The sequence below is a fragment of the Bacteroides xylanisolvens XB1A genome (genome assembly GCF_000210075.1).
Classification (GTDB): domain Bacteria; phylum Bacteroidota; class Bacteroidia; order Bacteroidales; family Bacteroidaceae; genus Bacteroides; species Bacteroides xylanisolvens.
This window is the reverse complement of sequence record NC_021017.1, coordinates 5468560-5481765: the sequence shown is the minus strand read 5'-3', so window position 1 is coordinate 5481765 and position 13206 is coordinate 5468560. Positions and strand designations below refer to the sequence as shown.

Sequence of the window (13206 nt, the reverse complement as noted above, 5' to 3'; positions counted from 1 at the left end):
TTGCCCAAGTAATCATTTTAATATAAAAGGATGCAAGGCAAGAAATTTATCTCTCCCGGAGCATGGTTTTCTATGAACTATCCATCAGACTGGAATGAGTTTGAAGATGGCGAAGGCTCTTTTCTTTTCTATAATCCCGAAGTATGGACGGGAAATTTTCGTATATCCGCATTTAAAGGAAAAGCCGGTTATGGTAAAGATGTCATCCGGCAGGAACTGAAAGAGAACGATTCGGCTTCGTTGGTGAAAGTCGGAACGTGGGAATGTGCGTATAGCAAAGAAATGTTTCAGGAAGAGGGGACTTATTATACTTCCCATTTGTGGATTACAGGAGTTGACGATATTGCTTTCGAATGTTCTTTTACTGTACCTAAAGGCGGAGTTGTGAAGGAGGCGGAAGATGTAATTGCTACTTTGGAGGTACGCAAAGAAGGGCAGAAGTATCCTGCTGAACTGATCCCGGCCCGTCTTTCTGAAATCTATTTGATTAATGAAGCGTACGAATGGGTGGTATCTACCGTGAAGCAGGAATTGAAAAAAGATTTTCAGGGAATAGAAGAAGACCTGGAGAAACTTCAGCAAGTGATTAATAGCGGTAAGATTGGCTCGAAAAAGAAAGAGGAATGGTTGGCAATCGGCATCACAGTCTGTATAATTCTGACGAATGAAGTGGAAGGTATGGAATGGAAAACGTTGATTGACGGTAACCGGGAAGCTCCTGTATTACAATATAAAGACCGTATCATCGACCCGTTGAAACTGGCATGGAGTAAAGTAAAGGCTGGAGAACCTTGCGACATTATTGAAGAGTATAAATCCGTGATTATTAATCACTAATCACTAACCAACTAATTACTAAATTACGTGGCTGTACCTTATTTACAGATAGATAACCTGACCAAGTCCTTCGGTGACTTGGTTCTTTTTGTAAAATATATCTTTTGGCATTGCTGAAGGCCAGCGTGTAGGATTGATAGCGAAGAACGGCAGCGGAAAAACTACTTTATTGAATATAATCGCCGGAAAAGAAGGTTATGATAGCGGTAACATTGTTTTCCGGCGTGACCTTCGGGTGGATTATCTGGAACAAGATCCACAGTATCCCGAAGAGTTGACCGTGCTTGAAGCCTGTTTCCATCACGGTAACAGTACCGTGGAACTGATAAAAGAGTATGAACGTTGCATGGAGACTGAAGGTCATCCGGGATTGGAAAATCTTCTGGCGCGTATGGATCAGGAGAAAGCCTGGGAATATGAACAGAAAGCCAAACAAATTCTTTCGCAACTCAAAATCCGCAACTTCGACCAAAAAGTGAAGCAACTGTCCGGTGGACAGTTGAAGCGCGTTGCTTTAGCCAATGCGTTGATTACCGAGCCGGATCTGCTTATCCTTGATGAGCCAACCAATCACCTGGACTTGGATATGACCGAATGGCTGGAAGATTACCTGCGTCGTACCAATCTTAGTTTGCTGATGGTGACGCACGACCGTTATTTCCTTGATCGTGTTTGTTCGGAGATTATCGAAATAGACAATCAACAAATCTACCAATATAAAGGTAACTACAGTTATTATCTCGAGAAACGTCAGGAACGTATCGAAGCTAAAAGTGTAGAAATAGAACGTGCCAACAACCTTTACCGTACGGAACTCGATTGGATGCGCCGGATGCCGCAGGCACGCGGGCATAAAGCCCGTTACCGAGAAGATGCTTTTTATGAATTGGAAAAGGTGGCAAAGCAACGTTTCAACAATGATAATGTGAAGCTGGAGGTGAAAGCATCCTATATCGGTAGTAAGATATTCGAGGCCGATCACTTGTTTAAGAGCTTCGGTGACTTGAAGATACTGGATGATTTTTCTTATATCTTTGCCCGCTATGAAAAGATGGGCATTGTGGGAAATAACGGAACAGGTAAATCTACTTTCATCAAGATATTAATGGGACAGGTTGCGCCCGACAGTGGAACGGTGGATGTTGGTGAAACTGTTCGTTTCGGCTATTACTCGCAGGATGGCCTTCAGTTCGATGAACAAATGAAGGTGATTGATGTAGTGCAGGATATTGCCGAAGTGATTGAACTGGGGAATGGAAAGAAACTGACTGCTTCGCAATTCTTACAGCATTTTCTGTTTACTCCCGAAACGCAACATAGCTATGTGTATAAGTTGAGCGGGGGCGAGCGTCGTCGTCTTTACCTGTGTACCATCCTGATGCGTAACCCTAACTTCCTGGTGCTTGACGAACCTACCAACGACCTCGATATTATCACTCTGAACGTGCTTGAAGAATATCTTCAAAATTTCAAAGGTTGTGTGATTGTTGTTTCTCACGACCGCTACTTTATGGATAAGGTAGTAGACCATTTGATGGTATTCAATGGGCAGGGAGATATTCGCGACTTTCCCGGAAACTACAGTGACTATCGTGACTGGAAAGACGCGAAAGCTCAAAAGGAGAAAGAAGCTGAAAAGCCGCAGGAAGAAAAGACTGCCCGTGTTCGTTTGAACGACAAACGGAAGATGAGTTTCAAGGAAAAACGAGAGTTCGGGCAATTGGAAAAGGAGATAGCAGAATTAGAAACAGAAAAAGTGCAGATTGAAGAACTCTTATGTAGCGGTACCCTTTCTGTTGACGAATTGACAGAGAAATCGAAACGTTTGCCTGAAGTCAATGACCTGATTGATGAGAAAACAATGCGATGGCTGGAACTTAGTGAAATAGAAGGCTGATTTGTGTCATTGTATCACTAGAATAGTCTGATAATGACAATAACTTTGATAATATATCCCGGACAACATATAACCTTGTATGACAAACCTAACCAATTATCATAGCCACTGTCTGTATTGTGACGGACGCGCCAATATGGAAGATTTTATTCGTTTTGCTATCAGTGAAGGATTTACTTCCTATGGCATTTCTTCCCATGCTCCACTGCCGTTTTCTACTGCATGGACGATGGAGTGGGATAGAATGGATGATTACCTTTCCGAATTTTCCCGTCTGAAGAAGAAATATGCAGATAAAATAGAGCTTGCCATTGGTCTTGAAATAGATTACCTGAACGAAGAAAGCAACCCTTCTTTACCTTGTTTTCAAAAACTATCACTTGACTACCGGATAGGTTCCGTACATATGTTGTACTCTCCGGAAGGAAAAATCGTAGATATTGATACTCCGGCAGATCTTTTCCGTCAATTGGTAGACAAGCACTTCGATGGTGACTTGGATTCTGTTGTCCACCTTTACTATAAGAACCTGCTTCGTATGGTAGAATTGGGAGGTTTTGATATTGTCGGTCATGCTGACAAGATGCATTATAATGCTTCCTGTTATCGTCCGGGATTATTGGATGAACCGTGGTATGATGCATTGGTTCGCAAATATTTCACCGCCATTGCCGAATATGGTTATATCGTTGAAATAAATACTAAATCTTATCACGATTTAGGAACGTTCTATCCCAATAAACGATATTTTTCATTCCTGAAAGAACTAGGTATCAGAGTACAGGTGAACAGTGATGCGCATTATCCGGAACGGATTAATAATGGACGTGCCGAGGCATTGGCTGCTTTGAAGAAGGCAGGTTTTACTTCAGTTGCAGAGTGGCATAATGGAAAATGGGAAGAAAGAGAAATAGAATAAAGAAATAGAATTTAGTCAATCTCCAAAGTGCCTCCTTAATAAACTGATAATTTATTTTGTTTATTAAGGAGGCGCTTTCTTTAAGGATGTTTTGAGATGTTATTCAGTTCTTTTGCAAGCATTTGCCTGGAAAAACTCGTTCAATGTATCTTCATAGTTACCATGAAGCATAATATGATGATTTCCCAATGGATTCTTCAGAAAATACTCGGCTGGAGTATTCATGCGGATGCGTACTTGCGTGCGGCACATATTAATATAATTGGTATTTTCAGTCAATGTTCCAGTAGATAAGTAATATTCGTCCAGACATTCACCGCCGCATTTTATAATCGTTACGTCTCCTGTCGGAAGTAACCCTTGTATGGCAATTCCTTTTTCTGTTTCAAAATGATTGCGGATAATGTATCTCTCCGTTTGTTTGAGTCCTATGGTGCAGTGTGCTAATATCAGCTCGTTCGTACGGGAATTAATCATGGAAGGATTTGCCATAAATCCGTCCTTTCCCGTAAGCGCTTTCACTGCTAATAGCGTAAATACAGATTGAAGATCGCCTTCGCAACCTGCTATTATCCCGTCATCATTCAATAAAGATAATGCCACGCATCCGGTAGTGTCGATTTGTTCAATCAATTTAAAGCAGCTCAATGTCAGTGCTTCCAGATTTTCTTCCTGACACACCTTTTTTATCGCCCGGTACAGCCGCATGGATTTGATTAAATCTTCGGGAGTTCCTTCGCGGCAGGCAAGAGCTTGCGATGCTACAGCCGCACATGATGCTCCGACTTGCTCATCCGTTATTTGTTGAAATTGTTCGTAAATCCGTTCCAATGGAATATCTACATATTCAATTCCCCAACGACGTTTTGCCAACAGGTAGTCTACGTTACTGGCAACTAACCAGGAAGAAGGAGTTCCGATGACTCCGATACGTTTGCCGAATAAGGAACGTTGTGCACGGAAATTATTATAAAGTGTATGAATACGCAGGATGATAGCAGGTAATTCGCCATGTAGTATTTCGCTCTTCATTCCACGTCCCCGTAACCATGTGGAGATTTCCAATGCGGCAGCAAGAGAGTTCTGCATGCCGTCTGCCAGTAAAATGGCAGGGCGGGGGAGGTTTTCGAATTGCTGTATGACCAGTCTTTCCACCCCACCGGTAGCGATAAAAATGATTTTGAAATCATCACTACTAAGCTTGTCCATATCTTGATAATCGACGAGCTTTACGGTATAATATTTTTCAATTTCGCTTAAAATAGCTTCGTGTGAGCTACGTAGCGAGACTTGTTTGTGAAGGATTGATGCAAATGAGATAAGGTGTATGGTCATTATGATATTGTTTTAAGTTTTCCGTATGACAAATGTATAGCTTTCTTTTCAAATTACCATAACGATTTTAACCTTGCTAAGGTTTTTAAAGTTTTTATGTCTCTGTATTCAAATTATTGCGTACATTTGCAGCTCCAAGTAGAAAAAGTAAATAGTAATTAAGTAATTTGTAGTTAAAATTATGCCAACCATATCCATTCGCGGAAACGAGATGCCTGCATCTCCTATCAGAAAGCTGGCTCCTTTGGCAGACGCTGCCAAGCAACGTGGAGTCCATGTGTTTCACCTGAACATCGGACAGCCTGATCTGCCCACTCCTCAGGCCGCGATTGACGCGATACGCAATATTGACCGGAAGGTATTGGAGTATAGTCCAAGTGCCGGTTATCGTAGCTACCGCGAGAAACTAGTAGGATATTATGCGAAATTCAATATCAACCTTACAGCAGACGATATAATCATTACATCAGGAGGCTCGGAAGCCGTACTTTTTTCTTTCCTTTCCTGCCTGAATCCGGGAGATGAAATAATCGTTCCGGAACCGGCTTATGCTAACTATATGGCATTTGCAATCTCTGCCGGAGCAAAGATTCGCACCATTGCTACGACCATTGAAGAGGGCTTTTCCCTTCCGAAAGTAGAGAAATTTGAAGAACTGATTAATGAGCGTACCAAAGCGATTCTTATTTGTAACCCCAACAATCCTACCGGTTATTTGTATACCCGTCGTGAAATGAATCAGATTCGTGACCTTGTAAAGAAGTACGATTTGTTCCTTTTCTCCGATGAAGTATATCGTGAGTTTATATATACCGGTTCTCCTTATATCTCTGCCTGCCATTTGGAAGGTATTGAGAATAATGTGGTATTAATTGACTCCGTATCCAAACGTTATTCAGAATGTGGTATTCGTATTGGTGCGTTGATAACCAAAAACAAGGAGATACGCGATGCTGTCATGAAGTTCTGCCAGGCTCGTTTGAGTCCTCCATTGATCGGACAGATTGCTGCAGAGGCCTCTTTGGATGCTCCGGAAGAGTATTCTCGTGAAACGTATGATGAATATGTAGAACGTCGTAAATGCTTGATTGACGGTTTGAACCGTATTCCCGGTGTTTATTCACCCATCCCGATGGGCGCTTTCTATACAGTAGCGAAACTCCCGGTAGATGATTCCGACAAGTTCTGTGCATGGTGCCTCTCTGATTTTGAATATGAAGGTCAGACGGTATTCATGGCTCCGGCTTCCGGTTTCTATACCACTCCGGGTTCCGGCATTAATGAAGTTCGTATTGCTTACGTATTGAAGAAAGAAGATTTAACCCGTGCGCTTTTTGTCTTGCAGAAGGCCTTGGAAGCATATCCGGGAAGAACAGAATGAAATTTAAGTATTAAGTATTAGGTATTAAGTATTAACCGTAGCTTCTTGTGTGTTTGCTCGTGTGTATAATTGTCTAATACTTTATGTCTAATACTTAATACTTTATACTTAATACTTAACCCAATGTCTCTATCACTTTTCATAGCTCGGCGTATCTATCGTGAAAGCGATGGCAGAAAGCAGGTGTCACGTCCTGCGGTCCTCATTGCCATGGCGGGTATTGCTATTGGTTTGGCTGTGATGATTATTGCGGTGGCGGTAGTTATCGGGTTTAAAAGTGAGGTGAGAAATAAAGTCATAGGATTCGGGTCACATATTCAGATAACTAATCTGGATGCCGTCAGTTCTTACGAAACTCATCCGATTGTGGTAGGAGACAGTATGATGACTGCTCTTGCTGATTATCCGGAGATAAGCCATGTGCAGCGTTTCTCTACCAAACCGGGTATGATTAAGACCGATGACGCTTTTCAGGGAATGGTGTTAAAAGGGGTAGGTCCGGAGTTCGACCCCCATTTTATAAAAGAGTATTTGGTAGAAGGGGAGATTCCTGTTTTCAGTGATTCAGTATCTACCAATCAAGTGCTTATCTCGAAAGCGTTGGCAACTAAAATGAAGTTGAAACTGGGAGATAAGATATATACCTATTATATACAGGATGATATTCGTGCTCGTCGCCTGACGATTGCCGGAATTTATCAGACGAACTTCTCCGAATACGACAACCTCTTTTTACTGACGGATCTTAATCTGGTGAATCGCTTGAACGGTTGGCAACCGGAACAGGTGACCGGTGTGGAATTACAGGTGAAAGATTATGATAAACTGGAAGATATAACCTATGAGATCGCAACTGATATTGATAACAGGCAAGATGAACTGGGAGGTGTGTATTATGTGCGTAACATCGAACAACTGAATCCTCAAATCTTTGCCTGGCTTGATTTATTGGATTTGAACGTATGGGTGATTCTGATTTTGATGATAGGAGTTGCCGGCTTCACCATGATTTCCGGTTTACTGATTATTATCATCGAACGCACCAATATGATTGGGATTTTAAAAGCATTAGGAGCCAATAATTTCACGATTCGCAGAACCTTTCTTTGGTTTGCAGTCTTTCTGATTGGCAAAGGCATGCTTTGGGGCAATGCTATTGGTTTGGCATTCTGTATTCTTCAATCTCAATTCGGACTCTTCAAACTTGATCCGGAGACTTATTACGTAGATACAGTTCCGGTTTCTTTTAATATTTTACTTTTCGTATTGATTAATCTAGGCACTTTGTTTGCCTCTGTATTGATGCTGATTGGCCCCTCTTTTTTAATCACTAAGATCAATCCGGCAAGCTCCATGAGATACGAATAATCCTCTTTTTTTCTACCCGTTTTCTACTGCATAAATAATTTAGTCTGTTGCGTGATGTGGAGTGAATAATATGTCTATATTTGCGCCCAATTTACTTAATATCCTCTTGTAGGTTTAATTTTTAACCATTATGAATAATGTGTTAATCCTGTTGGATAATCTGGATGACTGGAAACCGTATTACGAGACAAGTAGTGTCCTGACTGTTTCCGACTATCTGAAAAACAAGCCGGTAGAAAAAGACCGGAAGTTAGTTATTAATCTTAGCGATGATTACAGTTATAACTCTGAAGGGTATTACTGTTCATTGTTAGCCCAAACGAGAGGACAGAAAGTCATTCCGGATGTTGATATAATCAACAAGTTGGAGACCGGGACGGGTGTTCGGATGGATCGTAGTCTGCAAGCCCTCTGTTACCAGTGGATACAGAAGAACAATGTCAAAGACGACATTTGGTATCTGAACATTTACTTTGGCAAATGTAGAGAGAAAGGTCTGGAGCGGATTGCACGATTTATTTTTGAGAATTACCCTTGCCCATTATTGAGGGTGGCTTTGAATACTCATCCCAGAAATCAGATCGAAAGTATTCAATTTCTTCCTCTGAATCGGCTCAATGATGAAGAGCAGGATTTCTTTGCCAACACATTGGATAACTTTAATAAGAAAATATGGCGTGCGCCTAAGTCGGCGAAAGCTTCCCGTTATAGTTTAGCTGTATTGGTTGATCCACAGGAAAAATTTCCGCCCAGCAACAAAGGTGCCTTGCATAAATTGGCAGAAGTTGCCAAGAAGATGAATATTCATGTGGAAATGATTACGGAAGATGACGCCATCCGTTTGCTCGAATTTGATGCCTTGTTCATTCGTACTACAACATCATTGAATCATTATACATTCCATTTGTCGCAATTGGCTGCACAAAACGGAATGGCCGTTATTGACGATCCGCTTTCCATCATCCGGTGTACGAACAAAGTATACCTGAAAGAACTTTTTGAAAAGGAAAAAATTTCTGCTCCTAAGTCAACGCTGATTTTTCAGTCAAACGATCATTCGTTTGAGCAGATCAGCGAACAGGTGGGGGCTCCTTTTATTCTGAAGATACCGGATGGGTCTTATTCCATTGGCATGAAAAAGGTTTCGAATGAGGAAGAACTGCAAGCAAGTCTGAAGATGCTTTTTGAGAAGTCGGCTATCTTACTGGCGCAGGCATTTACTCCTACGGAGTTTGACTGGCGTGTCGGCCTGTTGAATGGGGTACCGCTGTATGCCTGCAAATATTATATGGCAAAAGGACATTGGCAAATTTACTGCCACTATGATTCGGGCAGAAGTCGTTGCGGACTGGTAGATACGATTCCTATTTATCAGGTACCTCGGGTAGTGTTGGATACAGCCGTTAAAGCTGCGAATCTGATCGGAAAGGGATTGTATGGAGTCGACCTGAAAATGGTAGATGATAAAGCCTATGTTATTGAGATCAATGATAATCCGAGTATCGACCATGGGCTGGAAGATGCCATTATCGGTGATGAAATGTATTACCGGTTACTGAATCATTTTGAACAGGCCTTGGAGGCGAAACATTATTGATGATGGAGACGGGTTTATTTGTTCGTAAAGCACAGCAAAGTGATATTCCTGCTATTTTGGAAATAGAATGGGAATGTTTTCGGGAAGATAGCTTTTCGAAAGAACAGTTTGCTTATCTGATAAGCCGCTCGAAAGGAACTTTCTATGTAATGATGGAAGGGGATAGGGTAATCGCTTATGTCTCCTTATTATTCCATGGTGGAACTCATTATTTAAGGATCTATTCGATAGCTGTCCATCCGGATTTCAGAGGGAAAGGATTGGGACAAGCATTGATGGACCAAACGATTCGGACAGCTAACGAATGTAAGGCTGCTAAAATTACTTTGGAAGTGAAGGTGACGAACGCTGCCGCTATTGCGCTATATATGAAAAATGGCTTTATTCCGGCAGGAATAAAGCCATGCTATTATCATGATGGTTCGAATGCTATTTATATGCAACGGTTGATTCCATGAATTCATCTTCTCATGAAATCTCCTTTTCCTCGAAAGAATCGGCAAATCTTGAAATTCAGCGACTGTATAGGTTGGAGAAGGTCGAATAGCGGTAATGAGAAATAGTATTTCCGGTTTCCTCCCATTTCTTTGGCTGTTTGGTTAATAACGACAATTTGCATGATGAAGCGTAGTAACCAGATTAACAGTGCGATGCCTGCGACTAACCAATGAGAATTGAGGACGCCGGATGCGATGCCTGCTATACAGGAAACATAGAATAACAGACGGGAGAAAGTCTCAAATCCCAAAAGGTATCGTTGTATTCCCTGATAATATCTTGCGGTCGCCATATAGCTTATTTTTTCCTCTTTCCATTCTTTGTATCGGTACACAGGATTTATCCGTGTGGTGGCGTTGATGTCTGTTTCGACGCGGGTATTTGAAGGAGTTGCCAACTGGTTGATGAATAGGTCATCCTCTCCACGTTGCAGGTTCAGGTATTTGGAGAATCCTTTCTGTTGGAAAAACAACTCTTTCCGGTAAGCTAAGTTACGTCCGATACCCATATATGGTTTTCCGGCTAAAGCGAATCCCAGATAACGCAAGGATTGGAAGAGGGTATCAAATGCGGTACGTTTGTGCAACCATCCTTTTGTACGGTCATAGCCGCTATATCCCAATACGATTTGAGTCTGCGGAGTAAAGTTGCGTGCCATTAACTTTAACCACTGGTTACTTGCCGGCATACAGTTTGTTTCTGTAAATACCAGCCAATCATGTTTACTGGCTTTAATGCCTAATGTCAGGGCCAGTTTTTTATGACTGATATAACGTGCGCTTTCAGGGGTAAAACTATGGTAAAGATGAGGATATTTTTCTTCCATCATTCCCAGTATATCCTCGGTTTCATCTGTGGAAGCATCGTTGATGACAATCACCTCGAATTGCGGATAATCCTGTTCCAGAATGGCTGGCAGGATTTTACGCAGGTTTTCAGCCTCATTGCGTGCGCAGAGAATTACGGAAAGTGGAGGCAGTTCTCGTGAAAAATGTACCTCTTCTTTGCGTACAGCCTTATTATGGGCATGTATCCGATTGTACAGACCAAAATAATAGATGAGCTGAATGATAAAAAGAATACCTGCCGCTGATAAAAGAATCAGTTCGACAGTATTGAATGTAAATGTTTCCATCAAATTTTAGTGTCGTTTTTACAACGGCAAAAGTACACAATTTTTCGGTAGTTCCGTCATCTCGACGGGAGGTTATTTCGTAAGTCCAGATATTCTTTTTTAAACATATCTACAAAAAGGAAGAATAACGCAAGCAACAACGGACCGAAGATCACTCCCATAAACCCAAATAACGGCAGACCGATGACTACCCCGAAAATAGTGATAAGTGGATGAGTATCTGCCATTTTCTTTTGAAGAATAAACCGAATCAGGTTATCTGACTGTGATACGACGATGGCTCCGTATGCGGCAATCCCGATGGCGTTGAACCAGTCTCCGCTTATAGCCAGATAAGCGGCTACGGGAAACCATACCAATGCAGTGCCCACCATCGGAATAATGGTTGCAAAGCAGGTCAGGAATCCTAATAATAAGATGTTGGGTGCTCCGAAAAGAAGATAACCTATCGTGGCTACTCCTCCCTGAATGATAGCCAGCAAGGGAATACCGATGGCATTGGAACGAACAATCATATTGATTTCGTGGATTACTTCTTGAGTATTGGTCTCGTTAAATGGCAGAATATCGTTGACGTATGCTTCCATTTTTTTTCCTCCGATCAACATGAAATAAAGTACAAAGATCATGACGAACAGGTTGATGGCGAGACTGCTGATACTCTCCATTATGATTTGTCCGATACGGGGAAGTATGGAGACAATGAATGTCAATGTATCTTTTCCTAATACATCATATCCTGTTTTCTCTTTGATAAATTCGGCTACTTGTTGGATCGGTGCGATATACGTTTGTGGGTCCAGATTGATATCTTGTAGTTTATTTACTACCATCCAGACGGTCAGTCCCAAAGGAATAAGGAAGACAAAAATAGTTTCTGCGGTAATCAGTAAAGCACTTAGGCTACGTTTTAGCTTTCGTTTTTCTACCAGATATCTCATCTGTCCGCGTACAAGAATATAAATAGTGAGTGCTCCCAATAATCCTCCCAGGAATGGAGTGATTTGTCGGAAGATGATGATCCCCATAAATAGGATGATGACGATGAGGGAATATTTCCAGTATTGTTCTTTGGTGCTCATATCATGTGAAATTCGTTTATATAATGAACAATTAAGGTATAGGAAAGGTTTGTTTTATGGTGAGATAACGAAATGAAAACAGTTTGGTTTCATTGAGCGGATATTCGTTAATATCCAATTGATTTATGTTAAATGTTAACGGATTGGTTGTTTCTATTAAACCATGTTATAAGATACACTGCTTTGACCTGAAAATTTGGAGATAACCGAAAAGCTCGTATCTTTGTAGTGTGTTTTTCATAGTATTAGATTTAAGGTTAACAAAGATTGGCTGTCTGGGATAGATAGCCTTTTTTTATGTTATATATTCTGCTCTGTTTGACTATCCTCTTGGTTTTTCACAAAAAGCATTTGATTCCCACGTCCCACTTTACAGATTATGCCTTCTTTGGCAAACCGCTTTAAATCCTCTAATGCTTTATTTTTCAGTCGTCCGGTCAGTTCGGTATATGTGGTGCGTGTGATGAATCCATATCGGTTGACGTGTTCAAGTAGTCTTCTTTTCAGTTCTTCGTCATCCAGTTGGCTTGAAGCTTGGAAAAATAGTTTTTGAGCCCGTTCCAGTTTACCCGTTGCTTTCTTCTTGAATGTTTTGGAAGCAAGGAAATTCACTCCGTTGAATTGAATGGAAGGTGAACGCAGGTCTTTTTTATCTTTCACCAGTCGGGATTTTATCTTTCCGGAAAAATAACCGAACTCACCTACTTCTACCCGGTAGCCTTGTCCTATGTATTCTCCCACGAGGTCTACAAGTTCCATCAGTGTACCTTCTACCACTCCCGGCTTGTATCCGGTGCGGGCAACGAGTTGTTTCAATAGTTGTTTGGTGTTGATAGTGCCGTTAAATACAATGCTGGGGTACAACACATCCTTTTCTCCCTCTTTTGTAGTGAGAGCCGGTTTCTTCTTAAAGTCGTAATATGCCATTATTCTGATAATTAAATATATTCTCTGTATTCTTTATTGTTTTTTACTGTAGCTTTTATGAAACTGCTTAGTATAATTTTGCTCGTCCTGTTATAGGGTGTCTATTGTCCTGTTATAAAAAACTATTTGTTTTCCTATAAGAAAATAATTGTTTTGTTGTAAGGGGATAATGAAAATTATGCAGTAAAGGTATTTGTTTTATGTGAGGCGGACAAGTAATTGATGCAATG

Annotated in this window: 10 protein-coding genes and 1 pseudogene; 7 read left to right on the top strand and 4 right to left on the bottom strand. The window is 41.2% G+C overall.

The window, feature by feature from the left end:
- The first annotated feature begins 30 nt into the window (after positions 1–30).
- The 3 genes and pseudogenes from BXY_RS21550 to BXY_RS21540 all read left to right on the top strand — a co-directional run bounded on the left by BXY_RS21550 (position 31) and on the right by BXY_RS21540 (position 3653).
- Positions 31–837, top strand: a complete 807-nt coding sequence (locus BXY_RS21550; protein ID WP_004314838.1) for a DUF3805 domain-containing protein — start codon at positions 31–33, stop codon at positions 835–837.
- Positions 838–864: 27 nt separating this feature from the next.
- A pseudogene (locus BXY_RS21545) lies at positions 865–2734 on the top strand (ABC-F family ATP-binding cassette domain-containing protein).
- Positions 2735–2813: 79 nt separating this feature from the next.
- Positions 2814–3653, top strand: a complete 840-nt coding sequence (locus tag BXY_RS21540; protein ID WP_008644724.1) for a histidinol-phosphatase — start codon at positions 2814–2816, stop codon at positions 3651–3653.
- 99 nt (positions 3654–3752) lie between these two features.
- Here the strand turns inward: BXY_RS21540 and BXY_RS21535 are convergent, their stop codons facing one another.
- Positions 3753–4988 carry a fucose isomerase gene (locus BXY_RS21535; RefSeq protein ID WP_008025695.1) on the bottom strand — a complete coding sequence of 412 codons (1236 nt, stop codon included), beginning with the start codon at positions 4986–4988 and terminating at the stop codon, positions 3753–3755.
- Positions 4989–5169: 181 nt separating this feature from the next.
- Between BXY_RS21535 and BXY_RS21530 the strand changes: the two genes are divergently transcribed.
- From BXY_RS21530 to rimI, 4 genes are all read left to right on the top strand, one after another.
- Positions 5170–6369, top strand: a complete 1200-nt coding sequence (locus tag BXY_RS21530) for a pyridoxal phosphate-dependent aminotransferase (RefSeq protein ID WP_007757808.1) — start codon at positions 5170–5172, stop codon at positions 6367–6369.
- Positions 6370–6492: 123 nt separating this feature from the next.
- Positions 6493–7737 (top strand): ABC transporter permease, encoded by a 1245-nt coding sequence (locus tag BXY_RS21525; protein ID WP_015532955.1) that lies wholly within the window; start codon positions 6493–6495, stop codon positions 7735–7737.
- Positions 7738–7867: 130 nt separating this feature from the next.
- On the top strand, positions 7868–9334 hold the full coding sequence (locus tag BXY_RS21520; protein WP_004314832.1) for a RimK family protein: 1467 nt from the start codon (positions 7868–7870) through the stop codon (positions 9332–9334).
- The gene (rimI, locus tag BXY_RS21515) at positions 9334–9792 is read left to right on the top strand and encodes a ribosomal protein S18-alanine N-acetyltransferase (RefSeq protein ID WP_008644726.1); all 459 of its coding nucleotides are present in this window, start codon (positions 9334–9336) and stop codon (positions 9790–9792) included. Before BXY_RS21520 ends, rimI begins: the two co-directional genes overlap by 1 nt.
- A 2-nt stretch (positions 9793–9794) precedes the next feature.
- Here the strand turns inward: rimI and BXY_RS21510 are convergent, their stop codons facing one another.
- From BXY_RS21510 to BXY_RS21500, 3 genes are all read right to left on the bottom strand, one after another.
- On the bottom strand, positions 9795–10967 hold the full coding sequence (locus BXY_RS21510) for a glycosyltransferase (RefSeq protein ID WP_004314830.1): 1173 nt from the start codon (positions 10965–10967) through the stop codon (positions 9795–9797).
- A gap of 56 nt (positions 10968–11023) precedes the next feature.
- A complete protein-coding gene (locus BXY_RS21505; protein ID WP_004314829.1) occupies positions 11024–12049 on the bottom strand; it encodes an AI-2E family transporter in 1026 nt (341 codons plus the stop codon).
- 300 nt (positions 12050–12349) lie between these two features.
- Positions 12350–12976 (bottom strand): HU family DNA-binding protein, encoded by a 627-nt coding sequence (locus BXY_RS21500; RefSeq protein WP_004314827.1) that lies wholly within the window; start codon positions 12974–12976, stop codon positions 12350–12352.
- Positions 12977–13206: the final 230 nt, after the last annotated feature.

Bases quoted from the DNA above. Each gene is read 5' to 3' on its own strand.
- BXY_RS21550 (WP_004314838.1), top strand. From the start codon at position 31: ATGCAAGGCAAGAAATTTATCTCTCCCGGAGCATGGTTTTCTATGAAC.
- BXY_RS21540 (WP_008644724.1), top strand. From the start codon at position 2,814: ATGACAAACCTAACCAATTATCATAGCCACTGTCTGTATTGTGACGGA.
- BXY_RS21535 (WP_008025695.1), bottom strand. From the start codon at position 4,988: ATGACCATACACCTTATCTCATTTGCATCAATCCTTCACAAACAAGTC.
- BXY_RS21530 (WP_007757808.1), top strand. From the start codon at position 5,170: ATGCCAACCATATCCATTCGCGGAAACGAGATGCCTGCATCTCCTATC.
- BXY_RS21525 (WP_015532955.1), top strand. From the start codon at position 6,493: ATGTCTCTATCACTTTTCATAGCTCGGCGTATCTATCGTGAAAGCGAT.
- BXY_RS21520 (WP_004314832.1), top strand. From the start codon at position 7,868: ATGAATAATGTGTTAATCCTGTTGGATAATCTGGATGACTGGAAACCG.
- rimI (WP_008644726.1), top strand. From the start codon at position 9,334: ATGATGGAGACGGGTTTATTTGTTCGTAAAGCACAGCAAAGTGATATT.
- BXY_RS21510 (WP_004314830.1), bottom strand. From the start codon at position 10,967: ATGGAAACATTTACATTCAATACTGTCGAACTGATTCTTTTATCAGCG.
- BXY_RS21505 (WP_004314829.1), bottom strand. From the start codon at position 12,049: ATGAGCACCAAAGAACAATACTGGAAATATTCCCTCATCGTCATCATC.
- BXY_RS21500 (WP_004314827.1), bottom strand. From the start codon at position 12,976: ATGGCATATTACGACTTTAAGAAGAAACCGGCTCTCACTACAAAAGAG.